Source organism: Halorubrum sp. AS12 (genome assembly GCF_051122765.1).
Taxonomy (GTDB): Archaea; Halobacteriota; Halobacteria; order Halobacteriales; family Haloferacaceae; genus Halorubrum; species Halorubrum trapanicum.
Genome location: NZ_CP185385.1, coordinates 1585396 through 1610679 on the forward strand (window position 1 = coordinate 1585396; position 25284 = coordinate 1610679).

Sequence of the window (25284 nt, forward strand, 5' to 3'; positions counted from 1 at the left end):
GTTTTTCGAGCTACTCCGGTTCCGAACCGGTCGAATCGGTGACGAGATCCTCGTAGCGCGCGCCGGTCTGTTTCAGCGTCTCTGTCGAGTAGAGCCGCTCGTGTGAGAAGGGGAGGTGGTCGGCCGCCAGCTCGTCGATCTTCGCGTCGACGGCCTCAGCCTCGCGGCCGTGGATCATCGTGAACAGGTTGTACTCCCACTCCTGTTCGGGGCGACGCGGCCGGTGGTAACAGAGGGTGACGTACGGGAGGCTCCCGACCGCCTCGCCGCGCTCGTCGAGCTCCTCGTCGGGCACGTTCCAGACCACCATACAGTTGTTCGTGAACCCGGTGACGACGTGGTTGACGACACAGCCGATGCGCTTGATACAGCCGTCAGCGAGCAGTCGCTCGACCGCCGCGAGCACGTCGTCGACCCGGGCGTCCACCTCGCTCGCCACGTCGGCGTAGGGGGTCGCGGACAGCGGGAAGCCGCCTTGGATCGCTAAGAGGAGGTCGGCCTCCAACGGGGAGAGATCGCCGCGGGCGTTCTCGGAGATGCGGGTGGCGGAGACGTCGGTCGAGGACGTTTGCGGGTCGCTTCGCTCCCCGCTCGCGGAGTCCGAGGCGCTTCGCGCCTCGCCCGACTCCCGGGCGAACCGATCGCCGTTGACGACGGGGAACTCCAGGTCGATGTAGTAGTCCGTGAGCATCGGGAGGGCGAGCACCTCGCAGCCGGTCCGCGCCTCAATCTCCTCGAGGATCGCGTCGCGCGTCTCCCGGGAGCCGGCGGTGACGACGAACCACTGGTTCCACTCGTGGTCGCGGCGGTAGTTGTGGTTCACCTGCCGGTAGCCGTTGATCACCTCCGCGACCTCGTCGAACCGGTCTTCGGGCGCGCGAACCGCCGCGAGCGTCGAGGAGCCGATGACCGGGGGGTTGAGGACGGCTCCGAACCGGCGGAACACGCCGCGATCGCGGAGATATCGGACGCGGTCGAGGACCTCGTCGGCGTCGATGTCGACGCCCGTCTTGGCCGCTATCTCGCGGGCGATCCGCTCGAACGGGCGCGACTCGACGGGGAAGCCGCTCTGGTACTCGTCGATGAGGGCCGCGTCGACCGCATCGAGGTCGGCCCGCCAGTCGGCGTCCAGACTCATTACGTCGAGTTGGAGTCGCGACTACGTACGGGTTTCGGAGACGGTTCGAGGGGCTCAGGGGATCCGGACCGATCGGTCGTCAGCGGGGGCGATGGAGTCAGTCATCGGTGGGGACAGGGGGAGTCCGTCGTCGCCGGACGCGTCAGTCGTCTGCGGGAGCCTCGCCCGGCGTGGGCGCGAACGCCCGGGCGCTCTCCTCGAACTGCGCCGTCGAGCAGCCGCCGACGGTCGCGGCCTGTTCGAGCGTCAGCGTGCGGGAGCGATACAGCGTGAGCGCGGTGGCGACGGATTTGGACGTCATCGGGAACAACCGTTCAGTAGGTGGACGAACATATAACTCTAACGCCTTTTGGGGCGCGTTACAGAATATGATACGCATATAGTTGCGTGTATTTGGACTATACTGTCTCAAAAGAGAATGTTCGTCCGATTATTGTGTGCGATCGTGTGTCACGGGACTGGCGCAGGACGGCGGCTCACCGGTGTTCGTCGCTCGCGCGCGTCGCCTCGGCCTCGTGTCGGCGGCGCTGGAGTCGGTCGGAGGCGTTCCCGTCGCGCGGGAGGCGAGCGGGAGACTTTTCGTTCGAGGTCCCGAACGAAGCGTATGGCTCAGGCGACCCAGGAGTTCGGCGAGTGGCCCCTCAAGCGGCTGATGACCGAGGTCTGCGGCTCCGGCCACAAGTCGGCCGACGACCTCACGCGCGCACAGGCGACCGAGGCGTTCGAGCGCATCCTCGCGGGCGAGCCGGACCCGACGACCCTCGGGGCGTTCTGGCTCGCGAACCGCTGGAAGCGGAACACGCCCGAGGAGCTCGGCGCGTACGTCGACGTGATGTGCGAGCGCGTCGAGTACGCCGAACCCGACGCCGACCCCGTCGACTGCGGCGCCAACTACGACGGGAAGGGGCGGACCGCGATCCTCGGCGTCGCGGCCGGGGCGGTCGCGGCCGCCGCGGGCACCCCGGTCGTCGTCCACTCGGGCGACCGCGTCCCCACGCAGAAGCAGGACGCGTACAAGCACGTCCTCGACGAACTGGGCGTCCACACCGAACTGACGCCGTCGGACTCCGCCGACATGGTCGACGAGACCGGCTTCGGCTTCTACTACCAGCCCGCCTTCAACCCCGCTATCGACGACCTGTTCGACCGCCGCGACCAGATGGGCGTCCGGTCGTTCGTCAACACCGTCGAGACGCTGGCGAACCCCGCGGGCGCGTCGGTCCACCTCGGCTCCTTCTACCACCTCGCGTTCGCGAAGAAGGTGGTCGACACGTTCGTCGAGAGCGAGTTCCACGACCTCGACCGCGTCCTGATGTTCCAGGGCATGGAGGGGTACGACGACGTGCGCCCCGGCTACACGAAGGTCGCCGAGTGGGACGCTGCGGAAGACAGCGACGCGGATGGAGCCGACGACGCGGATGGAGCCGACGGCGGCGAGGCCGGCAGCGAGGGCGCCTCCTTCGACGACTTCGATATCGAGACCGCCGAGTACGGGATGGACCTCGAAGAGGAGGACCTCGCGGTCGACGACGTCGCGGCCGACTCGGCCGCGATCACGGAGGAGGTGCTAGCCGGCGAGCGCGACGGCGCCTTCGCGGACGCGGTCGCGGTCAACGCCGCGCTCCGGATCTACGCGGGCGAGGACGCGGATTCGATCGAGGAGGGCCTCGACGCGGCCCGCGAGGTCATCGACGACGGCTCCGCGCACGAGGTTCTGGAAGCGCTGCGGGAGTTCTGAGAGCGACGGTACCCTCGAATCTCTGTTTTTAACTGCCGTCTTCTGCCGACGGATCGAGGTAGGCGATCAGGGCGGTTGTAACGCGCTCCGTGAACTCGTCCGTGACCGTTCCCTGAGTTCCGACAACGTGGATCTCGTCTTTCAGCGTCGCTACTGACCACGGCAGGACGTGACTCTGCGTACTCGGTTCGCCCCGAATCCACGCCTCGCTCGGTACCGCGAAGCTATCGGAGTGGTGTGATTGCGTGGTGAACGCGATCGCGATCGACTCCTCGTTTCGATACGGCAGGCGCTCGGCCGACACGACCAGCCACGGTCTAGGGTTCGCGTCGCCTGATTTGAACGGGTCAGGGGCCCACACGACATCGCCTTGCGACGCCATCTACGCGTCCCCGTCGTCGCGCTCCTCGATGGGGTCGACCGCGGCCTCCATCCACGCGTCGACCTCCTCGTCGGAGAAGCCGCCGTCTCTCGCGTCGACAGCGGCGGCGCCGAGGCGGGCCGCCGAGGCGGTCGCGTGTTCTGCGTCGGCGATTTTCCAGTACTGACCGCGATGGGTGACGAGTCCGTGCCGTTCGAGTCGCTTGAGGGTAGGTCCGACGCTTCCCTTCGGGACGTCGACGCCGTCGATGATCTCGCGCTGACGGAACGCCTGATCGGCGTTTTCGAGCAGGAATCGGTGTATCTTCCCTTGCGTCGTATCCGGTCCAAGGTCCACCGTCCCCTCCTGCTCGTCGATCGTTTGAAAGTCGTCCTTCGAGATCGGCATCTTGAGTATCAAATTGTATCTGGTTGTATTAAATCTCATCGGCCAACCGTGGTCGAACCCGCCGACAGGTGAGAAGCGGTTAGTGCGAATCGACAGGAGAAGAGTCAGTAACTCCCTCTAAATCCCAGCCGCTCACTTATAAATGGCTGATAGTGGATCAGCAGCGAACTCCTCCAAATCCCCAGCCGCTCGTTTATAAATATCAGATAGCGGATCGGCGGTGAACACCGCCAAAGCCCCAGCCGCGAGGCGGGCGCACGCTCGCTGTGCTCCTCGGTCGTTCGCTTCGCTCACTCCCTGCGGTGCTTACTTCACCTGCGCCCGCCTCGCGGCTGCCCCTTTGAGTCCCGCCCCGCACGGCACCGCACCTCACGCCTCCCCAGCCTCGTCGGTCGCCCGTCGCTTCGCTCCGGGCGACCGACTCCCTCGCGCGGTGCCGTTCGCGGCCGCCAGTGGCGGCCACTCACGGGCACGCGCCACCGCATCAGTTCTTTATAAGCGTCCGTCGAGACGATCCCGCTCGTTTATAACTCTCGTTCGGGTGCCGGCGGCATCGCCCGCTTGTGTGCGCTGTGCTCGTAGAGGTCGACCACGCGGCCGACGGCCTCGGCCGGCACGTCGAGTTCGCGGACCGTCGCCGCGCGAGAGAGGCCGCCGTCGACGTGGACCGCGAGGATCGCGTCGACGGTGTCGTAGTCGAGTCCCATCTCCTCGGCGTCGGTCTGGCCCTCCCACATCCCCGCGGTCGGCTCCTGCGATCACCAGCTCGCGGGGGACGCCGACGTGCGCAGCCAGCTGGCGCACCTGCTGTTTGTAGAGGTTGCCGATGGGGTTGCAGTCGACCGCCTGATCGCCGTACTTCGTGAAGTAGCCCGTCATCGCCTCGGCGCGGTTGCCGGTGCCGAGGACGACCCGATTTTCGGCGTTGGCGACGAAGTAGTTCAACACGGCACGGGTGCGGACGTAGACGTTGCCCGCGGCGGTGCGGTCGTCGGCCGCCTCGGGAAACGCGTCGAAGAACGCCTCCGCGATCGGCTGGATCTCGACCACGTCGTACTCAATGCCGAGGTCGTGGGCGACGCGCTCCGCGTCGCTCATCACGTCCGGGTCGTTCACCGACGAGGGCATCGTGATCCCGTGGAGACCCTCCTCGCCGAGCGCCTCGACCGCGAGGTGGGCGGTGAGCGTCGAGTCGATACCGCCCGAGAGACCGAGGACCGCCCCCTCGGCGCCCGCGTCGTCGACCACGTCGCGGATGAACGAGACGATGCGCTCGCGGGTCGCCTCCAGCTCCTCGTCCGAGAGGCGCAGGTCGAGCGGGGGGTCGTCCGACAGCAACACCGACTGCTCCGGGGTCTGACTCATAGGGTGACGCAGGGACCGAGGCGACTAATACCTCCCCGTCGGCGCGGGGAACTGGACGCGCGTCGGGTTCTACAGCAGTCCTTCCGCTCTGGCCAACAGCAACCCCTCCAGCGTCGCGTCGTTCGTCGGCGGCTCGCGGGCGACCTCCAGCGCCTCGTCGATCGGGACCGACCGGGGAGCGAGGAACTCGTTACTGTCGTGGTCGACGTCGACCGGCTCCAGCCCCTCCGCGAACACGTAGCCGCGCTCGTGGCGCAACACGCCCGTCGAACACCACACCTCCTGGAGCAGCGACGTCGAGGACGGCTCGAAGCCGGTCTCCTCGGCGAGTTCGCGCGCTCCCGCCTCGGTGTAGGACTCGCCGGACTCGACGATCCCCGCCGGCAGCTCAAGCTGGGTGTTCCGCACGGTCGGACGGTACTGCTCGACGAACAGTACCCGGTCGTCTGCGACCGCGACGATCACCGTCGCGGGCGACAGCTCCGCCCAGTAGTACTTCTTCTCCGTCCCGTCGGGCTGCTCGACGCGGTCGTAGCCGCCGACGAACCACCCCTCGTCGTACTCGACGACGACCTCTTTCACCGGCCACTCCGGCTCGCCGGGCAGCGAGTGGTTGCGGCCGTCGGAGAACGCGGGGAGGTCGCGGAGGTCGGCCGCCGGGGCGTCGGGGTCCGATTGTTTATCGGTCACGGGCGGACCACCTCCGCGTGGTACACCTCGCCGTCGCGACGCACCCTGACGCCGGTCTCCGTCGAGGCGTTCGGCACCTGCTGGGTGAGCGCGTCGACTTCGTCGAACGGCGTGTGCGTGAACCACTCCTTCATCCCGTACGGGCCGGTCTGGTACCCCTCGGAGCGCCCGTCGTCGCTCTCTATCGCGCCGATGAGATACGGGTACCGCCGGTCGGAGACGTTGTTCACGTCGGCGGCGGTGCCGTTCGTCTCGATCGGTTCGACGGTGAGGTAGTAGGGGTCGCCACTCCCGAGATAGCTCGGGAGCGCGCCAAGCGCGAGCAGCGCGACGACGACCAGGGCGATGGCAATGAAGAGATTCCGGGTGACCCGGCGCATGGTCGCGGTAGGGGGCGGCGGGGAATACCGGTTTCGACCGCCGACGCGCTTTAGCCCGCTGCGTCCCTTGCTCCCGCATGGAGTACCGGTTCGAGCTGGCGCTTTGCGCCGCGCTCGAATCCCCGGACCGCGTCGTCGCCCGCCAGCTCGGCGCGGGCGTCGAGACCCCCGGGGCGCGCATCGTCGACGTCTGTCTGCTCACTCCGGGTCCCGGCTTCGACGACCGCGCCGCGATCAGCGCCGAGCGCATCCCCGACCCGGCCATCGAGGCCGCCGTCGGACCGGGCGAGGCGGTCCCCGTCGCGGACGCGTTCAACCTCCCGCCGGACCGGGCCGCCGCGGTCGTTGAGCGCGCGGTCGAGGTCGGCTACCTCGAACGCGAGCGCCGGAACGGGCGGCCGGTCGTGCGCGCGACCGCGCGCTACCCGGACGACTGGGTCGGCGACCTCGTCGCCGTCGAGAACAAGCCCGACCTCGGGACGCCGGGCGATCTGGAGGCGCAGCTGCGGTACGACGCCGCGCTCGGACTCTTCGACCGCGTCGTCCTCGCGACCGCCTCCTACGTCACCCGCGCGCACCTCAACCGGATCCCGGAGGCGGTCGGCGTCTGGCGGTTCGATCCCGAGACGGGCGAGCGCGAGGTGGTCCGCGAGCCGACGCCGCTCAACCCGGAGGCGCCGGGGGTCGAGATCAGGGCGGAGCGCCCCTCTCGCACGAACGTCGCGCTCGTCGACCCGGAGTCGAAGGCGCGAAAGCGGCGGCGGATCGCCGAGCGCGCGTACGGGAAGGGGTGGCGTCCGGAGCCGCCGGCGTGCGCGCACGGGGAGGCGACCGCCGACGGGCGGCCCCGCTGCGCGCAGTTCGACCGCGTGGTCGATCCCGGCCGCGAGTGCGGGAGCGGCTGTCCCGCCTTCGACCCGGCCGACCCGCCGGAGGCGGACCGAGAGGGACTTCGAGACGAGCGGACGGCGTGGGTCGCGGCGCCCGAGGGAAGCGGGCCGCGCCGACAGTCCGGGCTCTCACGGTATCTGTGAGAACGCTTATACGGCGAGGACGGGTGTTTTCGGGTATGGACGAGATCGAAGACGTGTTCGTGGCGCGACTGATGTCGACGGACCTCCACACGGTGACGCCGGACACGCTGGTCGAGGACGCGGCCGCGGTCCTGCTGGAGAACGACATCAGCTCGGTGCTGGTCGTGGACGACGACGGGAGGCTCGTCGGAATCTTAACCTCGACCGACTTCGTCGACATCGTCGCGAAGAGCCAGCCGAAGGCCGAGACGACCGTCGAGCGGTACATGACCGCCGACCCGATCACGGCGAGCGCGCAGGACGACGTCGCGGCGGTCGCCGCGACGATGCTCGAACACGGCTTCCACCACGTACCGGTCGTCGACGGCGGCGAACCGATCGGCATCATCACCACCTCCGACTTCGCGGCGTACGTCTCCTCGCCGGAGTCGGTCTCGGCGTAGCGCGCTCGCGGGACCGGTCGGGGTCGCCGCTCGCGTCCGCCACCGCTCGCCGACCGTCCGCGACCGCGACAAGTGCCGCCACTTCCTGTGGTCGTATTACCCCGGAGCGCGTAGCGAGGGGCGTGTCCGAACACCTACATCTCAACCTCTTCACCATGAGCTCGGTCGAGCACGTCTCGCCCGGGTCGTGGCGGTATCCCGGCGACCGGTCGGCCGACTACGCCGACCGCGAGTACTGGACCGAGGTCGCGCGCACGGCGGAGCGGGGCGGCTTCGACGCCGTGTTCTTCGCGGACGTACGCGGTATCTACGACGTGTACGGCGACGACCGCGAGGTCGCCGTCGAGAAGGCGGTCCAGACGCCGGCGAACGACCCGCAGCTCGTCGTCCCCGCGATGGCGGAGGTCACCGACGACCTCGGCTTCGCGGTGACGCGCTCGACGACGTACAACCACCCTTACCAGCTCGCGCGGGAGTTCTCGACGCTCGATCACCTCACCGACGGCCGGATCGCGATCAACGTGGTCACCTCCTACCTGGAGTCGGCTGCGGCGAACCTCGGACTCGACGAGCAGATGGACAAGGAGACGCGCTACGAGCGCGCCGACGAGTTCCTCGACGTCTGTTACAAGCTGTGGGAGGACTCCTGGGAGGACGACGCCGTCGAGGTCGACCGCGAGTCCGGCCGGTACACGGACCCGGAGAAGGTCTCGGCGATCGACCACGAGGGCGACCACTTCTCGGTGCCCGGCCCGCACGGCTGCGAGCCGTCGCCCCAGCGCACCCCCGTCGTCTACCAGGCCGGCTCCTCCGACTACGGGCGGTCGTTCGCCGCACGCAACGCCGAAGCCGTCTTCGCCAGCCAGCCGACCGAGACGGGCGTCCGCGAGTACATGGAGGACGTGAAGTCGCGCGCGGCCGACGCCGGTCGCAACCCCGAGAGCCTCCGCTTTTTCATCGGCGTGGTGCCGGTCGTCGGCGAGACGGAGGCGCTCGCGGAGGCGAAGTACGAAGAGTACAAGCGCCACGTCGACGTCGAGGCGACGCTCACGCTTTTGTCCGGCTTCCTCGACATGGACCTCTCCGAGCTCGACCCCGACCAGAAGGTCGAACACATCGAGACGGACGCGATCCAAGGGACGATGAACGCGTTCACGAAGGCCCAGCCCGACCGCGAGTGGACGGTCCGCGAGGTCGCGGAGTTCTGCGGTCTCGGCACCACCTCACCGAAGATCGTCGGCACGCCGGAGCAGGTCGCCGACGAGCTACAACGCTGGCACGAGGAGGTCGGGGTCCACGGGTTCAACGTCAAGGAGGTCGTCCGGCCCGACTCGCTCGTCGACTTCGTCGACCTCGTCGTCCCGGAGCTGCGCGAACGGGGCCTCGTTCCCGAGACCGACGCCGAACCCGCGGGGGAGACGCTCCGCGAGCGACTCCTCGGCGAGGGGCAGTCGCGGCTCCGCGCGGATCACCCCGCCCGGCAGTAGCGCGAGGACGAACTTCCGCGCGGCGACCGGGACCGAGGCGCAGTCGGGGGATTCGTCGGCCGTGTTAGCGAACTGTTGTGAACGAATTTCCGCGGTCTAATACGACAACGCTGCCGCCCCCGGCACGCTTAAGTGTCTACCGCCGTTTGTTTCAGGTGACGCTTCGCTTGGAGGGCCGAAGCGTCAGCGGGGACCTACAGAACGACACGCTCGTGCCACCTTTTCCCGGCACGGGCGTGCCGTTCGTTCCTTTACCTACCGAGCGATTCGCTCGCACAGCGCCGCGTCGACGTGTCGCGCGCGGAAGTCAGCCATTAGAGTCGCTCGCCCTGATACTCGCCCTCGTACGTCCCGTCGTGATCGGCCTCGGCGAGCACCAGCTGGGCGATGCGGGCACCCGGTTCGATCTCGATCGCGTTCCCCACGTCGAGTCTCCCCTCGCCGACGCCCTCGTAGCCCGCGTCCCAGACGGCGGTGTCGAGGGTACAGGCGTTCCGCAGCAGCGTCGAGCGCGGGAGGACGAAGCCGATCCGCCCCTCCGGGATCCGCACCGGCTCGCCGTACCGCACGACGTACGTTCCCCGGTCGAGCCGGTAGCGACCGTCCTCCGGCTCCAGCTCGCGGCGCTCGCCCACGCGCTTCCCGTCGCGCGCGAGGAGTCCGGGTTCGGTCCCTTCGAACACCGCGTCGACGGTGAGGTCGACGCCGTTCGGCTGTCGCTGCGCGTCGTCGAGGTCGGCGCCGGCCGCGGTGAGCGCCGCCGCGACTGCGGCTCCGGAATCGAACATACGCGTTCGGAACCGCGGGCGAACCTAAACGGTGTCGCCCGCGCCGCGCGCCGATCGCGGTCGAAGCGGCGGGTCTCGCCGGGACCGGCGAGACACCCGAATTCGACCGCTTCAGACATTTAATGACCTAAAACACTCAGCAGGGCTACGTATTTCACGGTGAATGATACCACACGGAGATCGAAGCGAACGTTGCCGGAGCGCGGGATCTAACACGGTCGATCTTCGGGAAACTCGCGGGTTTTATATCCACGGGAGAGCCATCTTCGGGTGATATGGGACAAACGATTACGGAGAAAATCCTCGATGACCATCTCGTCGAGGGCGAGCTGACGCCCGGCGAGGAGATCGGCATCGAGATCGACCAGGTGCTGACGCAGGACACGACGGGGACGATGGTGTGGCTCCAGTTCGAGGCGCTCGACCTCGACGAGGTTCAGACGGAGCTGGCCGCGCAGTACTGCGACCACCAGACGTACCAGTTCGACTTTAAGAACACCGACGACCACCGCTTCCTCCGCTCCGCGGCCGGCACGTTCGGCGCGTACTTCTCCCGGCCCGGCAACGGGATCTGCCACCAGGTCCACAAGGAGAACTTCGCAGCGCCCGGCAAGACGCTGCTCGGCTCCGACTCGCACACACCGACTCCCGGCGGACTCGGCCAGCTCGCGATCGGCGCCGGCGGTCTCGACATCGCCGTCGCGATGGGCGGCGGTCCCTACTACGTCGAGATGCCGGAGGTCGTCAACGTCCACCTCGAGGGCGAGCTGCCCGAGTGGGCGACCGCGAAGGACGTGGCGCTCCACCTGCTCGGCGAGCTGACCGTCAAGGGCGGCGTCGGCAAGATCTTCGAGTACACCGGTCCCGGCGCCGAGAAGCTCGACGATCCCCGAGCGCACCACGATCACGAACCTCGGCACCGAGCTGGGCGCCACCTCCTCGATCTTCGCGACCGACGAGAAGACGAAAGACTGGCTCGCGCGCCAGGACCGCGAGGAGGAGTACGTCGACCTCCAGCCCGACGACGACGCGGAGTACGCGGAGACAATCGAGGTCGACCTCGGCGAGCTCGAGCCGCTCGTGGCCGCGCCGTCGATGCCCGACAACGTCGCCCCCGTCAGCGAGTATGAGGGCACCGACGTCGAGCAGGTCATCGTCGGCTCCTGTACGAACGGCGCCTACGAGGACATCCTCCCCAGCGCGAAGATGCTTGAGGACCGCGAGGTCGCCAAGCAGACCGAGATGATCGTCGCGCCCGGCTCGAAGCAGGCCTCCGAGATGCTGGCCCGCGAGGGCTGGACCGCGGAGATGATGGCGGCCGGCGTCAACTTCTCCGAGGCGACCTGCGGCGCGTGTATCGGCATCGGTCACGTGCCCGCCTCCGACTCCGTCTCGCTGCGCACCTTCAACCGCAACTTCGAGGGTCGCTCCGGCATCGAGGACGACTCCGTCTTCCTCTGCTCGCCCGAGGTCGCCACCGCGGCGGCCATCACCGGCGAGATCGTCGACCCGCGCGACCTCGCGGACGAGCTGGGCGACCTCGAGGCGCCCGGCCTGGAGATGGGGACGAAGTACGGTCCCGGCATGGGCCAGGACGACTCCGACATCATCTCGCCCGACGAGGCGATCGACGACGGTCTCGTCAAGGGCCCGAACATCGGCGACGTGCCGCTGAAAGACGACATCGACGTGGACGGCGGTGAGGCGCTCCTCAAGATGGAGGACAACATCACCACCGACCACATCATCCCGGCGACGGCGGACATCCTGAAGTTCCGCTCGAACATCGAGAAGCTCTCCGAGTTCACGCTCTCGCGCGTCGACGACACGTTCGCCGAGCGCGCGCTCGCCGCCGACGGCGGCGTCCTCGTGGCCGGCGAGAACTACGGCCAGGGCTCCTCGCGCGAGCATGCCGCTCTCTGTCCGATGTACCTCGGCATCGAGGCTGTCTTCGCGCAGAGCTTCGCCCGCATCCACAAGGCGAACCTCTTCAACTTCGGGATCGTCCCGCTGGCGATCGACGAAGAGACGTACGAGAAGATCGACCAGGGCGACGACCTCGAAATCGTCGACGACGTGCCTGCGGGCGTCCGCTCCGGGCAGGAGGAGTTCACCGTGAGCGTCAACGGCGAGTGGGAGTTCACCGCCGACCTCGACGCCTCCGAGCGCGAGCGCGACATCCTCGCGGCCGGCGGCAAGCTCTCGTGGGTCAAACAGCAGCACGCGGACGACGGCTCCGGCGCGGCGCCGGCCGACGACTGAAGCCGCGACCGACGACGCCGACAGCTCGGTCGGAACCCGATTCTCCCGTTTTTTCAATCGTCGCCAGCGGCGACGCCGGAGTCACCGCTCTCGCCGACCCACGCCCCCTGCGTGAAGTCGACGGCGTCGTTCCACTTCGCGACGATCGTCGTCACGGCGAGGTCGCCGCTGATGTTCGTCATGGTCCGCAGCCGGTCTAAGATCGGGTCGACGCCGGCGACGAACCCGACGACTTCGAGCGGCAGCCCGAGCTGCGTCAACACGAGCGTCAGCATGATGAGTCCGGTCCCTGGCACGCCGGCCGCGCCGACGCTCGCCAGCACCGCGACGAGGACGACGGTCACCTGTTCGGCGATGGAGAGCTGGACCCCGACGAGGTTCGCGGCGAAGACCGCGGCCACGCCCTGATACAGCGCGGTGCCGTCCATGTTGATCGTCGCGCCGAGCGGCAGCGAGAAGCTGTACACCCCCTCGTCGATGTGGAAGTTGTCGTCGGCGTTCGCCATCGTCACCGGGAGCGTCCCGCTCGACGAGCGGATCGACAGCGCGGTGATGAGCGCGTCGCGGCCGCCGGTGAGGAACGCGGTCGGCGACTGTCCGGCGAGCAGGCGCACGATGATACCGAGATGGACAACCGCGATGTGTGCGACGACGGCGATGACGAGCGTCGCGATGAGCAGCGCGAACGGGACGATCGCGTCCACGCCGGCCTCGCCGAACACCGCCGCCATCAGCGCGAACACGCCGATCACGCCGTACTCCATCACGCCCCAGACGACCTTGAACATCGCCTCGGCGCCGGCCTCCGCGAGGTTGTAGAACGACTCGACGCCGTTCCGGATGTCGGGCGAGTCGGTCGACTGCTCAACGAGCGCCAACGCGATGCCGAACACGATGACGAAGAAGATGGTCGGGAGGATGTCGCCTGACGCCATCGCACCGATCGGGTTCTCGGGGACGATCCCCAGGACGACTTCGACAATGTCGGGCGCCTCCGCGGTCTGCGCCTCTGCGTCGCCCAGTTCGAGGTTGACCCCCGGGTCGATGAGGTTCGCGACCAGCAGTCCGAAGCCGACCGCCGCGGCTGAGGTGAGCGCGTACAGCCCGACCACCTGTCCGCCGATCTTCCCGAGGTTACTCGGCGAGAGCCGGCGCGCCCCCATCAGCAGCGTGAACACAACGATCGGCACGATCAGCATGCTCAACAGGTTCACAAACAGGTCGCCGAGCGGCTGGAGCGCGGTCGCGGGCTGACCCACGGCGAGCCCGAACAGCGACCCGAGCACGAACGCTACCCCGATCCGATAAACGATCGGCACCGCGCGATACCGCTGCCACGATCGCGTGATTACGTTAGCCATTCCGGGAGGGAATCGGGAGACGAGCGTCAAGTAGGTACCGACCACACCCGACGTTCGCCGTGACCGACGACGCCGTCGGTACGGACGGAGGACACCCGGAGGTAACCGTCGGAAGAGACGCGGGGGAAAGAGAAGACGCCGTCCCCGAAGTCGGCGTTAGCGGGCGGCGGCGGCGACGCGCTCGCGCTCCTCCTTCTGGGCGATGGAGTAGGAGCGCTCGGCGTCGTAGTCCGCGGCCGTGGTGAGCTCGTTCGCGAGCGCCTCGGCGGCGGCGGTCGTCGACTTGTACGTCGCGTTGGCGACGCCGTCAGAGATGAAAAGCAGCGCCTGATCGACGCGGCGCTGGGGCGCGACGTCGACCGCCTTCGGAACGGAGATGCCGCCGTACTTCAGGCGGACGGTCTCCTCGCGGGGCGCGGCGTTCTCGACTGCCGTCACGAGAATCTGGGCCGGGTTCTCCTCGGTCCGCTCGTGGATGATGTCGAAGGCGTCGCGGACGATCCGCGTCGCCTGCTGTTTCTTGCCCGTGTTCTCGTCCGTCTGCATCAGACGGTTGATGAGGCGCTCGACCAGCGAGATCTCGCTTTTCTTGAACTGCTTGGACGCGTGGCGGCCCATCGTGTGCGCGATAGGCGTCACGGTCATGTATCGCTTCGTCGAGGGGTCCTCGTAGGCGATCTCGGTGACATCCCAGACGCCGAACAGCTTGGCGTTCTCGTTTGCGGCCTCGCTGGACGCGGGCGCGTCCGGGTCCGGCTCGTCAGCGGCGACGTCCTCCTCGGACGGCGCCTCGGTCTCCTCACCGCTCATCTGACCGGTTTCTCCGCGTTACCGCGAACCAGTTCGATCATCGACACGCCGTTGACCTTCTCGACCTTGTAGTTGACGCCGGAGAGGTCGCCCATCGCGCGACCCTTCGCGCCGCCGATCCCGGCGATCGTGACCTCGTCGTGCTCGTCGATGAACGAGATCGCGCCGTCACCGGGACAGAACGCGGTGACCTGCTTCCCGTTTTTGATGAGCTGAACCCGGACGCACTTTCGGATCGCCGAGTTCGGCTGCTTTGCCTCGATGCCGACCTTTTCCAGGACGATGCCGCGCGCCTGCGGGGCACCCTCCAGGGGGTCGGACTTCTTTTTGAGCCCGCGCTCGCGCCGAGCGTACTCGGAGTCGGACCAGCGGCGCTTCTGCCGGTCCTTTTTGAGCTTACGGGCCGCGTACTTGCCGTTCGCCATCGTACGCTTACTTCCGAACGGAGCTACTTAAGCGTCGTCTTTCTCCGTCGAGAAACGCCCTCAGATCCGTCGAGAGGTACCGCTTGGGGAATCTGAGGGCGTTTCGGTGGATCAAACGACAGGCGTAAAACAACGTTGAGCCGATAAGCCGCCGCGAGATGTCGTCGTTCCCGCGGTTCACACCGACAACTCGATCCCGGAAACGCCCGGCATCGTCGCGGGCAGGCCGGAACGGCGCGCCCTACGTCAGCTGAACGTCGTCGACGTCGTAGTGCCGCTCCGCGAGTCGGCGGGCGGTTTCGATGTTCGCACCGTCCGCGCCGATGGCGACGCCGCGGTCCGCCTCGGGAACCTCGACGTAAGCCACGCGGTCGTTCTGCTCCGAGATCGTCACGGCGTTGACCGCCGCGGGCGAGAGCGCGCTCGCGACGAACCCCGCCGCCGTGTCCGCGTCCTCGACCAGATCGACCGACTTGCCGAGCCGGCGCTCCGCCTCTTCGACGGTCTCTCCGCCCTGACCGATCGCGGCGGCCATCTCTCCGGCCGGGACCACGAACACGAGTCGCTCGCTCTCCACGAGGCAGTCGGTCGGCGTGACGCCGGTCAGCTCGTCGAAGCGACCGATGTAGCGCCGCGCCTCGTCGGAGAGCTCGACGTACATTAGTCGTCGCTCACGACGCGTGACCCCATCCGGAGATCGACGTCGCCGGTCCCCATCGAGATGGGCTTGCCGGCGATGACGTTCTCGATGACGCCGTCCAGCTCGTCGTACTCGCCGTGGATCGCGGCGTCGAGCAGGTGGTTGACCGTCACCTCGAACGCCGCGCGTGCGAGCACCGAGTCCTTGTTGCCGGAGATGCCGTGCCGGCCGATGGACTCGATCTCGCCGTTGTTCGTCATGATGTCGGCGACGAGCATGAGGTGCCGGACGTTCACGTCGTCGAGCCCCTGCTCTTCGAGCGTGTTCTTCGTCTCGTCGATGATCGTCTCGCGAGCCGCCTCGACCCCGAGGTTGCGGTAGATCTCGTGGATGTTGTTACAGGTCGTCCGCGAGGCGTCGACGCCCTCGATCGCGAGGGTGTCGCCGAACGCCGACCCCTCGGTGTAGAGGACGAACTCCTCGTCGCCGTCGATCTCCTCTTTGCGGATGACGACGCGCTCGATCTCTTCGATCCCCTTGAAGACGATCTCCCGCAGGCGCTCGACGAGCTGGAGCAGCTCGCGGTAGCTCGGCTCGTTCGGCCCGAACTCGACTACGGTTCCGGCCTGTCGAGCGTCGACGCCCAGCGCGTCCTCGATCGTCTCGGCGATGATCTCCGCGACCTCCGTCGGGTCGGAGTGGGTCGGCCACCGCTCCAAGAGGGTGTCGTCGTTCAGATCGATCCGGACCAGCATGTCCGCGACGTTGGTCGAGACGTCCCCGAGCGCGAGGATGCGCGTCGCCTCGATCGACCAGACGACCTCGTGGGCCTTCTCGCGGTCGGTCGCGTACTCTCCGTCGAGGTGGACCGTCATCATCGGCGTGTCCGGCGTCTTCCGGGCGTCCACCAGCTCGATGAGCCGCGGCAGCCCCTGCGTGACGTCGATCTCCGCGACGCCGGCGTAGTGGAACGTGTTCATCGTCATCTGCGTCCCCGGCTCGCCGATCGACTGCGCCGAGACGGTCCCGACCGGGTCGAGGGGGTCGACCCGGGTCTTCTCGTAGCGGTTCACGACGCCGTCGACGATGTCGGTCGCCTGCTCGATGGAGACCTCACCGCTCTCGTCGGCCTTGCGGTCGAGCGCCTCGTACACCTTCGTCTTGAGCCGGCGGGGAAGCTCGGTCGCCTCCACGACCGCCTCCATGTCGTCGGTGACGCCCTCGTACTCAGTCATCCGACTCCACCTCCAGTTCGGCGGCCTTGTTCAGCCCCGGACCGGCGTGCTCCGAGAGGTTCGTCGGCGGCTCGCGCTCGCCGAGGAACCGCTCTTTCTCCTCGCTAGACGCGAACTCGGCGTCGACGACGCGGTCGACGATGTTGTCGACGTCGATCCCGTCCTCCTCGCCGGAGGAAACCTTCACCGGCGAGGTGCCGTCCTCGCCGAACTCGAACTGGATGATCCGACCCGAGGTGTCCCGGACCGTGCCGTCGTACTGCGCCTCCAGCTCGGAGAGCGCGTTGATGAGCCGGCGCTGGAGGTAGCCGGACTTGGAGGTCCGGACCGCCGTGTCGACCAGCCCCTCGCGGCCGCCCATCGCGTGGAAGAAGAACTCCTCGGGCGTGAGCCCGCCGCGGTAGGAGTTCTCCACGAAGCCGTGCGCCTCCGAGGAGAGGTCGTTCGGCCGGTAGTGCGAGAGCGTCCGGTCCTCGTAGCCGCGGTTGATCCGCTCGCCGCGGACCGCCTGCTGGCCGACCGATCCGGCCATCTGCGTCAGGTTCAGCATCGAGCCACGCGCGCCGGAGCGGGCCATCACGACCGCCGGGTTGTCGTCGGCGAAGTGCTGGTCGGCGATCTCACCGGCCGAGTCGCGGGCCTTCCCGAGCGTCTGCATGATCTTCATCTCCAGCGTCTCGTCGACGCCGCGGCCGGGCAGCGACTCCAGCTCGCCGGCCTCGTACGTCGCAATTAGCTCCTGGACGCGGTCGTAGGCGCTCTCGATCGCGTCGTCGACCTGCTCTTCGGCCTCTGGCGGGATCGACTCGTCGTCGATCCCGATCGAGAACCCGAAGTTCATGATCGCGCGCATCGCCAGCGACGCGATCTCGTTGATGAACACGCGCGAGCGCGTCTCGCCGTACTCCTTCGTGAGCGTGTCGACGACCTCGCCGCCGAACGCGCCGACCGCGTCCTCGTCGATGGTTCCCTCGATCAGCTGACCGTCCTCGATGACGACGTCGTCGCCGGCCGAGGAGGTGAAAGAGAGGTCCAGGTCGTCGGGGAGCAGCTCCGAGAACAGCGTCCGGCCGGTCCAGAACTCGCGGCCGTCGTCGTCGACGCCGTCGGCCTCTGGCAGCTCGTCCACGCGCGTCGCGCGAAGCAGGTCCAGCGCCTGCGTCTCCGTGAACTCGGGGTTCGAGTGCGTGAGCAGGTAGGTGCCGGAGATGTGGTCCTGAATCGCGCCGATGATGTTCCCGCCGAACCGGGGCGAGAGGATCTGCTCTTGGACGCGCATGAGGACGCGGGCCTCGGCGCGGGCCTCCTCGTTTTGCGAGCGCGTCGCATGTTCATCTCGTCGCCGTCGAAGTCGGCGTTGTACGGCGGACAGACGACGGTGTTGAGCCGGAACGTCTTGTACGGCATCACCACGACCTCGTGGGCCATGATGGACATCCGGTGGAGCGAGGGCTGCCGGTTGAAGATCACGATGTCGCCGTCCACGAGGTGGCGGTTCACCTCCCAGTCCGGCTCAACCTTCTCGGCGAGCTCCTCGCAGTTCTTCTCAGTCACCTTCAGCCGGCGGCCGTCGGGGCGGCGCACGTAGTTGGCGCCGGGGTGGGCCTCCGGCCCGTTCCGGACGTACTGCCGCGCCTCCTCGACGTTGCGCTCGGTGACGTTGAGCGTCTGGGTCATCTCCATTGCGACCCGGTCCGGCACGCCGACCTCGTTCAGCGAGAGCGTCGGGTCGGGCGAGATGACGGTCCGGGCGGAGAAGTTGACGCGCTTCCCGGAGAGCGACCCGCGGAAGCGTCCCTCCTTGCCCTTCAGCCGCTGGCTGAGGGTCTTGAGGGGGCGGCCGGAGCGGTGGCGCGCCGGCGGCGTCCCGCTGATCTCGTTGTCGACGAACGTGGTGACGTGGTACTGGAGCAGCTCCCAGAGGTCCTCGATGATCAACTGCGGGGCGCCCGCCTCGCGGTTCTCCATGAACCGCTGGTTGATCCGGATGATGTCGACCAGCTTGTGCGTGAGGTCGTCCTCGGAGCGCTGGCCGTTGTCGAGCGTGATGGAGGGGCGCGTGGTGACCGGCGGGACGGGAAGCACCGTCAGGATCATCCACTCCGGACGGGAGTGCTCGGAGTCGATGCCGAGCACTTCGAGGTCCTCGTCCGGGATGTCCTCGAACCAGTCGCGGATGTCCGAGGGCATCAGCTTGTTCATGTCCTCCTCGGTGAGGTCGACGTCGAGCGCCGTCTCGATGGCACGGCGGTCCTCCTTGCGCGGGCGGAACTCGCCGGCCATGATCTCGTTGACTCGATCGAGGGCGATGTCGGTCTCCTCGGCGAGCTCCTGGGGCGAGGTGCCCGGGTCGTCCTCCTCCTCGTCGGGCTGGCATCGCGGCCGCGATGCGCTCGGAGTAGTCGCCCGAGAGCACGTCCTGGACCTCGTAGTAGGTGGTCGGCTTCTCGTGTTTGATGTCCGCCTGCGGCTCGCCGCAGAACGGGCAGGTGGACGCCTTCCGGGCCTGCCGGACGGCGGCCTTCAACACGTCGTGCTCGTCGTCGCCGAGCTCCTTCGCCCGCTCGTAGCGGTCGCGGAACTCGTCGCGCTGCGCCTCGTCGAGGGCGAGCTTCCCGCACTCGCGGCACGTCGAGCGGAGCAGTCGCCGGATGAGCTTCGTGAAGCCCACGTGGATGACGGGCGCCGCCAGCTCGATGTGGCCGAAGTGGCCGTTACAGGAGCCGGAGTGAGACCCGCAGGTCCGACACTCCAGGCCGGGGTCGATGACGCCCAGTCGCGGGTCCATCAGCCCCATGTCGATCGGATAGCCGTCGTCGTCGTACGTGTCGGCCGTGATCACCTTCGTCGCGGACATGTCCCGGTACGTCTCCGGGTCCATGAGTCCGAAGTCGATCCCGCCGAGCACTTTCGGTGTTTGCATTGACATCTAAATCGCGTCCTCCAGTTCGAGTTTCGGTCGGATGCCGAGGGCGATCATCTCGTCGAGCAGCAGCTTGAACGCGTAGCTGACCTCCAGCTCGTGGATGTCGTCCTCGTCGCCCGTGACCGGGTCATACACGCGGCGCTGTTCGCGGTCCTCGACGGCGACCAGCCCGGTCTCCGCGGAGACGTGGACCGTCTCGGCGTCGGAGGACTCCAGCAGCCGCTCGTTGAGCACCATCGACGCGCCGTGGCCGATGATCGTGTCGCGCTCCATCTCTCCGACGCGCAGCCCGCCCTCGCGGGCGCGCCCCTCGGTCGGCTGGCGCGTGAGCACCTGGACCGGCCCGCGCGAGCGGGCGTGGAGCTTGTTCGACACCATGTGGTACAGCTTGTGGTAGAAGATCGTCCCGACGAAGATCTCGGCGTCGATCTTCTCGCCGGTGACGCCGGAGTACATGACCTCCTTGCCGGAGGACTTGAAGCCGTGGTCCTCCAGTCCGCCCCGGAGCTCCTCCTCGTCTTCGCCCTGGAACGGCGTGCCGTCGACCCGAGAGCCGCGCAGCGAGCCGACCTTCCCGCCGAGCATCTCCAGCACGTGGCCGACCGTCATCCGGGACGGCAGCGCGTGCGGGTTCATCACGAGGTCCGGGACGACTCCCTCCTCGGTGAACGGCATGTCCTCCTGGGGCGCGAGGTGGCCGACGACGCCCTTCTGGCCGTGTCGGGACGCGAACTTGTCGCCCAGTTCGGGGACGCGCTGGTCGCGCACCTTCACCTTCGAGAGCTTGGAGCCGTCCTCGCCCTCCATCAGCGTCACGGTGTCGACGACGCCCGACTCGCCCGAGCGCATCGTCACGGAGGTCTCCCGGCGCTTCTGCGGGGAGAGTCCGCCCATGTCGTCCGGCTCCTCGAGGAAGCGCGGCGGGCTGGTCTTGCCGAGCAGCACCGAGGACTCGTCCACCTTCGTCTCGGGGTTGACGAGTCCGTCCTCGTCGAGGTGCGTGTACGCGTCCTCACCGCGCGCGCCGCGCACATCCTGGTCCGGAATCTCGAAGCGGTCCTCCTGACCGCCAGGGTAGCGGCGCTCCTCGCCCTCGTACGTCCGGAAGAAGTGCGAGCGGGTGAGCGCGCGGTCGACGGAGCCCTGGTTCATCACCAGCGCGTCCTCGATGTTGAACCCCTCGTAGGACATCACGGCGACGACGAAGTTCTGCGCCGCCGGCCGCTTGTCGAAGCTGATCTGGTCGGAGGTCTGCGTCTTCACCATCGCAAGCTGCGGGTAGTGAAGGAGGTGCTGACGCGTGTCCGGCCGGATGCGGTAGTTAGCGGAGGGGAGTCCGAGCGACTGCTTCATCATCCCCGCACCCATCGTAATCCGGGGGCTGGCGTTGTGCTCGGGGTACGGGATCATCCCCGCGCCGATACCGAAGACGAGCTGCGGGTCGATCTCGAGGTGCGTGTGGTCGTCGGTCACGTCCTCCTCGTCGACGGCGACGAGGATGTCCTCCTCCTCCTCGGCGTCGATGAACTCGACGTAGCCGCGCTCGACGAGGTCTTCGAACTCGACATCGCCGCGTTCGAGCGCCTCGATCTCCTCGTCGCCCAGCAGCGGCTCGCCGTTCTCGACGACGATGAGCGGGCGCCGTGCCCGCCCCGCGTCCGCGTTGACGATGACCTCGCGGGTCCGGTCTTTCACCGAGACGTTCACCATCTCGCTCACGTCGCCGCGGCGGCGCGCCTCGCGGATTTGTTCGGCAAGCTCGTCGGGGTTCTCGTGGGTACCCACGAGGCTCCCGTTGACGTACACCTTCGCTTCGCGTTCTGCTTGTGCCATATTAGTCGTCCGCCGTCTGTCGTTCGACGCCCTCGATGCCGGGGATCCCCTCGACACCCATCGACGCCAGTTCTCGTTTCAGCCCCTGTTCGTCCTCGACCGTCTGTGACAGCTCCATCGCCTGCGCGAAGTTCTTCACGAGCCCACAGTTCGGTCCCTCCGGCGTCTCGGAGGGACAGATACGACCCCACTGGGTCGCGTGAAGGTCCCGCGCCTCGAAGTGCGGCTGCGACCGCGACAGCGGCGACCGCAGACGACGGAGGTGCGAGAGCACGCCCATGTAGTCCGTCCGGTCGACGAGCTGCGAGACGCCCGAGCGCCCGCCCACCCAGTTCCCGGTCGCGATCGGGTGTTCGAGCCGCTCGGTCAGCACGTCCGAGCGGACGACCGTGTTGACGGTGAGCTGCCGGTTCCGCATGTTGGCGCGTTCGAGCTGGTACTTCACGTCGCGCGCCAGCTTGTTCAAGGCGGTGCGGAACAGGTCGCGCATCAGGTCGCCGGAGACCTTCAGGCGCTTGTTCGCGTAGTGGTCCTTGTCGTCGGCCTCCCGGCGATCCAAGGCGAGCTCGAAGCACGCCTCGGCCATCCGGCAGAGGTAGTACGCCTTGTTGATCCGCACGTCCTCCTCGTCGACGCCCTCCTCGTGGAGGTGCGGGAGGAGGTAGCGGTCGATGACGTAGTTCGCCCGCTTGAGCTGGTAGTTCTTCCCCTGTCCGGAGGCGACGCGCTCGCCGAGGGTCTCGATCGCCCCCTCGGTCGTCTGGACGTCGGCCTCCTCTAAGTTCTCCAGCATGAACTTCACTATCTCGGGGTCGTCCGAGACGCGGTGGACGATCTCCTCGTCCGACTCCAGCCCGAGCGCGCGGACCAGCGTCACGAAGTCGATCGAACCCGAAACCGAAGGGAACGACACTTCGAGCAGTCCCTCGCGGTTGCGCTCACAGAGCACCAGCGCGCGGTAGCCGCGGCGCTGAGAGAACGTCTTCGCGACCTGGATCTCGTCGCCGTACTTCGAGTCGTACTCGGCGAGAATCTTGTTCGGCGCCAGGTCTTCCGAGGTCATCAGCACGCGCTCGGAGCCGTTGACGATGAAGTAGCCGCCGGGGTCGACGGGGTCCTCGCCGATGTCGATGAGCTCCTCGTCGGAGAAGCCCGCCATGTTACACTTGTTCGAGCCGACCATGATCGGCATCCGGCCGACCTTGGTCTCGGTCGTGTCGACGACCTGCTCCGGCTCGTCTTCGCCGCCGCGCACGATGGACATCTCCATGAACACGGGCGCCGAGTAGGTGATGTTGCGAAGCCGCGCCTCCTGGGGGTACAGCAGCTCCTCGGAGCCGTCGGCCTCGCGGACACGCGGAGTGACCATCCGCACGTCGCCGAGCTCGACGTACACCGGCTCCTGCCCCTCCTTGTCGCCGATGTCCGTCTCGATCGTCTCCTTCTCGTCGACGACCTCCTGCATGCCGCGGTCCAGGAAGTTGTTGAACGAGCGGAAGTGGTGTTCGGCGAGCCGTTCGTCTGAGAAGTATTCGCGTGAAACCACGCGTCGGTCTTGCCTATTCATGAGACGACCAGTCGGTACACGACCGCCTCGTCGGTCGTGCGGGAGTTTCGAACGATCTTCACCACGTCGCCGACTTCGGCCTCGTCGGGGAGCGCGGGATCCGTGCGTTTGATCTTCGGTAAGTCAGTCTTCTTCACGTCGTACTCCGCCAGGACCGACTCGACATCCTCGGGGTCGTCGAGGAGCACGTGGTCCGGGACGAGTTCGTGTTGGCTTACGTCTACCATGGGTGCTGGTGGTGGGGAGAAGCTATCACGAGATACTACAGATACGTATATACGCCAGCGGCATAAGACTTACCAAGCGTCGCCGCGCGCGGCTCACGAGTCGGGGGCGTTCGACACTCCCACACACGCGAGGTTCCCACAAAAGGATACCGGACGAGACCAGCGACGCGGCCCGCCGACCCCCTCGTCGGCGCCGCCCAGAAGCCGAAATTTCCTGTCACGGACCCGCACCCTCGTCGGGGATGACAAGCCTTATTTGCCAGACAGGGGTACGAACTGATGCGACAAGCCCGGATGGTGTAGTGGCCCATCATACGACCCTGTCACGGTCGTGACGCGGGTTCAAATCCCGCTCCGGGCGTCCCCCGTTTCGGGGGCAGTCGCTGTTTGCCCGGATGGTGTAGTGGCCCATCATACGACCCTGTCACGGTCGTGACGCGGGTTCAAATCCCGCTCCGGGCGTTCCTGTCGACGCCGACTACGAGCGAGGAGCGATAGCAACGAGCGAGTCCGGCGTCGACGAACCCAGATGAAGGGATTTGAATCTGAGGACGAGCGAACGCAGTGAGAGAAGTCCTCCGGGTTCAAATCCCGCTCCGGGCGTCTTTCGCTGCCGCAACAACGAACGAGGAGCGGTAGCGACGAGTGAGTCCGGCGTCGAGAAACGGTGTCCGCCTGCCGAGCTACAGACCCAGTTCCGACCGGAGATCCTCGACGAGCGTCTCCGTTTTCTCGTCCGGCTCCTCGTCGGTGTCGACGGGGGTCCGGCCGTCGTACGTCTCGTGGACCATCGAGACGCCTTCGGCGAGCGTGTCGAGTCCGTAGCCGCCTTCGAGGACGTACGCGTCGGCGGCCCCGACGTCGTCCGCGAGCGACCGGATCCGGTCGGTCAGCAGCGCGTACCCCTCCGAGGAGACGCGCATCCGCGAAATGGGGTCGTGGCGGTGCGCGTCGAAGCCGGCGGAGACGAGCAACAGGTCAGGATCGAACCGCTCGACCGCGGGCGCGACTGCCTCGTCGACGGCGTACAGGTAGTCGGCGTCTCCGGCGCCGGCCGCCAGCGGGAGGTTCACCGTCGTCCCCTCGCCGTCCCCGTCGCCGGTCTCGTCGAGGGCGCCCGTGTCCGGGTACAGGCCGTCCTCGTGGATCGAGGCGTAGAGGACGTCGTCGCGGTCGTAGAAGATGTCCTGCGTTCCGTTCCCGTGGTGGACGTCCCAGTCGAAGACCGCGACGCGGTCCGCGAGGTCCTCGTCGAGGACGGTCTGGGCCGCGACCGCGGCGTTGTTGAAAAAGCAGAACCCCATCGCGTCGCCGGTGACGGCGTGGTGGCCGGGCGGGCGACCGATCGCGAACGGCGTCTGCCGCCCGGTCAACCCGTTGACCGCCTCGCGGGCCGCCCACTGGGCGAGCCCGGCCGAGGTGAGCGCCGCCTCCCACGTCCCCTCGCTGGCGACGGTGTCGGGGTCCCAGCTCCCGCCGCCGTCGGCCACGAACGACTCCAGTTCGTCGACGTAGTCGGCGTCGTGGACCGCCGTGATCGCCGCCTTCACCGCAGGGTCCGCCTCGGCGTACTCGACGCCGTGCCGCTTCGCCAGCCCGCGGCGGATCGCGCGAAGGCGGTCCGGGTTCTCCGGATGTCGCTCGCCGGTGTCGTGTTCGAGACACCGCTCGCTGTAGCCGAACCGCATCTACTCGAACAGCGCGAAGTACGTCTCGATGTCCTCGGCCTGTACGGTTCGTCGGTCCGCGTGGCGGGCCAGCGTCGCGGCCGCGCTCGCGACGTTGTTGGCGTAGTCCTCCAGAATATCGGCCAGCGCGATCCGCGCGTCGACGCCGACGCGATACCGGTCGTCGATACGGAGCCGAGCGATCCGGTCGATGGGCGCGACCGGCAGCGTGAGGTCCTCCCGGGCGACGACCTGTTCGACGCCGAAGTCCGCCGCCATCAGCGTCTTCCGGCCGTCCGCGGTCGCCCGCTCGGCCGCGTCGACGGCCAGTTCCGCGCCGTGCGATTGGATCCGTCGGGCCAGCTCCTCGGCGGCGTCCGCGCTGACGCGGAGTTCCCCCGCGTTCCGCCGGATGATCCCGTCGACCGGCGCGAACGGCAACTCGACACTCATACACACAGACGCGTCCGTGTATCGTATAACGCTTTCCGTTACCCGC

Annotated in this window: 21 protein-coding genes, 2 tRNA genes and 3 pseudogenes; 7 read left to right on the forward strand and 19 right to left on the reverse strand. The window is 67.6% G+C overall.

Annotation, left to right across the window (positions count from 1 at the left end; all coding sequences use genetic code 11):
* Positions 1–10: 10 nt before the first annotated feature.
* Both ahbB and ACODNG_RS07980 read right to left on the reverse strand, forming a co-directional pair.
* Positions 11–1138 carry a siroheme decarboxylase subunit beta gene (gene ahbB, locus ACODNG_RS07975; protein WP_434520885.1) on the reverse strand — a complete coding sequence of 376 codons (1128 nt, stop codon included), beginning with the start codon at positions 1136–1138 and terminating at the stop codon, positions 11–13.
* A 142-nt stretch (positions 1139–1280) separates the two neighbouring features.
* Positions 1281–1439, reverse strand: a complete 159-nt coding sequence (locus ACODNG_RS07980) for a DUF7317 family protein (RefSeq protein WP_434520886.1) — start codon at positions 1437–1439, stop codon at positions 1281–1283.
* A gap of 303 nt (positions 1440–1742) precedes the next feature.
* Between ACODNG_RS07980 and ACODNG_RS07985 the strand changes: the two genes are divergently transcribed.
* Positions 1743–2876 (forward strand): anthranilate phosphoribosyltransferase, encoded by a 1134-nt coding sequence (locus ACODNG_RS07985; protein WP_434520887.1) that lies wholly within the window; start codon positions 1743–1745, stop codon positions 2874–2876.
* A 28-nt stretch (positions 2877–2904) separates the two neighbouring features.
* Here ACODNG_RS07985 and ACODNG_RS07990 read toward each other — a convergent pair whose 3' ends face one another.
* The 5 genes and pseudogenes from ACODNG_RS07990 to ACODNG_RS08010 form a co-directional block, all read right to left on the reverse strand.
* Entirely contained in the window at positions 2905–3258 is a 354-nt protein-coding gene (locus ACODNG_RS07990; RefSeq protein WP_434520888.1) for a type II toxin-antitoxin system PemK/MazF family toxin, read from the reverse strand.
* Positions 3259–3645, reverse strand: a complete 387-nt coding sequence (locus ACODNG_RS07995; protein WP_434520889.1) for a MarR family transcriptional regulator — start codon at positions 3643–3645, stop codon at positions 3259–3261. It abuts the gene before it with no gap.
* 524 nt (positions 3646–4169) lie between these two features.
* A pseudogene (locus ACODNG_RS08000) lies at positions 4170–5010 on the reverse strand (NAD+ synthase).
* A gap of 69 nt (positions 5011–5079) precedes the next feature.
* Entirely contained in the window at positions 5080–5700 is a 621-nt protein-coding gene (locus ACODNG_RS08005; protein ID WP_434520890.1) for an NUDIX hydrolase, read from the reverse strand.
* On the reverse strand, positions 5697–6080 hold the full coding sequence (locus ACODNG_RS08010) for a hypothetical protein (protein WP_434520891.1): 384 nt from the start codon (positions 6078–6080) through the stop codon (positions 5697–5699). The genes ACODNG_RS08005 and ACODNG_RS08010 overlap by 4 nt, the downstream gene beginning before the upstream one ends.
* Positions 6081–6157: 77 nt before the next feature.
* Between ACODNG_RS08010 and ACODNG_RS08015 the strand changes: the two genes are divergently transcribed.
* The 3 genes from ACODNG_RS08015 to ACODNG_RS08025 all read left to right on the forward strand — a co-directional run bounded on the left by ACODNG_RS08015 (position 6158) and on the right by ACODNG_RS08025 (position 9044).
* A complete protein-coding gene (locus tag ACODNG_RS08015) occupies positions 6158–7114 on the forward strand; it encodes a DUF5787 family protein (RefSeq protein WP_434520892.1) in 957 nt (318 codons plus the stop codon).
* Positions 7115–7149: 35 nt separating this feature from the next.
* Positions 7150–7557, forward strand: a complete 408-nt coding sequence (locus ACODNG_RS08020) for a CBS domain-containing protein (protein WP_434520893.1) — start codon at positions 7150–7152, stop codon at positions 7555–7557.
* Between the two features lie 122 nt (positions 7558–7679).
* Positions 7680–9044, forward strand: coding sequence for an LLM class flavin-dependent oxidoreductase (locus ACODNG_RS08025; protein ID WP_434520894.1), 1365 nt, complete (start codon positions 7680–7682; stop codon positions 9042–9044).
* A gap of 314 nt (positions 9045–9358) precedes the next feature.
* Here ACODNG_RS08025 and ACODNG_RS08030 read toward each other — a convergent pair whose 3' ends face one another.
* A complete protein-coding gene (locus ACODNG_RS08030) occupies positions 9359–9832 on the reverse strand; it encodes a deoxyuridine 5'-triphosphate nucleotidohydrolase (protein WP_210113640.1) in 474 nt (157 codons plus the stop codon).
* 275 nt (positions 9833–10107) lie between these two features.
* On the opposite strand from ACODNG_RS08030, the pseudogene ACODNG_RS08035 reads away from it, so the two are divergent.
* Positions 10108–12094 (forward strand): annotated as a pseudogene (locus ACODNG_RS08035) (aconitate hydratase).
* Positions 12095–12147: 53 nt separating this feature from the next.
* On the opposite strand, the gene ACODNG_RS08040 reads toward ACODNG_RS08035, so the two are convergent.
* The 9 genes and pseudogenes from ACODNG_RS08040 to ACODNG_RS08080 all read right to left on the reverse strand — a co-directional run bounded on the left by ACODNG_RS08040 (position 12148) and on the right by ACODNG_RS08080 (position 23118).
* Positions 12148–13455, reverse strand: a complete 1308-nt coding sequence (locus ACODNG_RS08040) for a dicarboxylate/amino acid:cation symporter (protein WP_434520895.1) — start codon at positions 13453–13455, stop codon at positions 12148–12150.
* A 156-nt stretch (positions 13456–13611) separates the two neighbouring features.
* Positions 13612–14265, reverse strand: a complete 654-nt coding sequence (locus tag ACODNG_RS08045; protein ID WP_210113638.1) for a 30S ribosomal protein S7 — start codon at positions 14263–14265, stop codon at positions 13612–13614.
* The gene (locus tag ACODNG_RS08050; protein ID WP_004599087.1) at positions 14262–14690 is read right to left on the reverse strand and encodes a 30S ribosomal protein S12; all 429 of its coding nucleotides are present in this window, start codon (positions 14688–14690) and stop codon (positions 14262–14264) included. Before ACODNG_RS08050 ends, ACODNG_RS08045 begins: the two co-directional genes overlap by 4 nt.
* Positions 14691–14931: 241 nt before the next feature.
* Positions 14932–15351 (reverse strand): NusA-like transcription termination signal-binding factor, encoded by a 420-nt coding sequence (locus ACODNG_RS08055; RefSeq protein WP_434520896.1) that lies wholly within the window; start codon positions 15349–15351, stop codon positions 14932–14934.
* Entirely contained in the window at positions 15351–16565 is a 1215-nt protein-coding gene (rpoA2, locus tag ACODNG_RS08060) for a DNA-directed RNA polymerase subunit A'' (RefSeq protein WP_434520897.1), read from the reverse strand. The genes ACODNG_RS08055 and rpoA2 overlap by 1 nt, the downstream gene beginning before the upstream one ends.
* Positions 16558–19494: pseudogene (locus tag ACODNG_RS08065) on the reverse strand (DNA-directed RNA polymerase subunit A'). Before ACODNG_RS08065 ends, rpoA2 begins: the two are co-directional and overlap by 8 nt.
* Positions 19495–21324: a DNA-directed RNA polymerase subunit B gene (rpoB, locus tag ACODNG_RS08070; protein ID WP_434520898.1), complete on the reverse strand. Its 1830-nt coding sequence runs from the start codon at positions 21322–21324 to the stop codon at positions 19495–19497.
* A gap of 1 nt (position 21325) precedes the next feature.
* Positions 21326–22891, reverse strand: a complete 1566-nt coding sequence (locus ACODNG_RS08075) for a DNA-directed RNA polymerase subunit B'' (protein ID WP_008444332.1) — start codon at positions 22889–22891, stop codon at positions 21326–21328.
* A complete protein-coding gene (locus ACODNG_RS08080; RefSeq protein ID WP_210113634.1) occupies positions 22888–23118 on the reverse strand; it encodes a DNA-directed RNA polymerase subunit H in 231 nt (76 codons plus the stop codon). Before ACODNG_RS08080 ends, ACODNG_RS08075 begins: the two co-directional genes overlap by 4 nt.
* 288 nt (positions 23119–23406) lie before the next feature.
* Here ACODNG_RS08080 and ACODNG_RS08085 point away from each other — a divergent pair.
* Together ACODNG_RS08085 and ACODNG_RS08090 are read left to right on the forward strand one after the other, a co-directional pair.
* Positions 23407–23479 (forward strand) — tRNA-Asp (locus ACODNG_RS08085).
* A gap of 28 nt (positions 23480–23507) precedes the next feature.
* A tRNA-Asp gene (locus ACODNG_RS08090) sits at positions 23508–23580 on the forward strand.
* A gap of 221 nt (positions 23581–23801) precedes the next feature.
* On the opposite strand, the gene ACODNG_RS08095 is transcribed toward ACODNG_RS08090, so the two are convergent.
* Together ACODNG_RS08095 and ACODNG_RS08100 are read right to left on the reverse strand one after the other, a co-directional pair.
* Positions 23802–24806 carry a histone deacetylase family protein gene (locus tag ACODNG_RS08095; protein WP_434520899.1) on the reverse strand — a complete coding sequence of 335 codons (1005 nt, stop codon included), beginning with the start codon at positions 24804–24806 and terminating at the stop codon, positions 23802–23804.
* Complete coding sequence (locus tag ACODNG_RS08100; RefSeq protein WP_210113632.1) at positions 24807–25238, reverse strand: histone family protein; 432 nt, start codon at positions 25236–25238, stop codon at positions 24807–24809. It lies immediately after the preceding gene.
* Between the last annotated feature and the right edge of the window lie 46 nt (positions 25239–25284).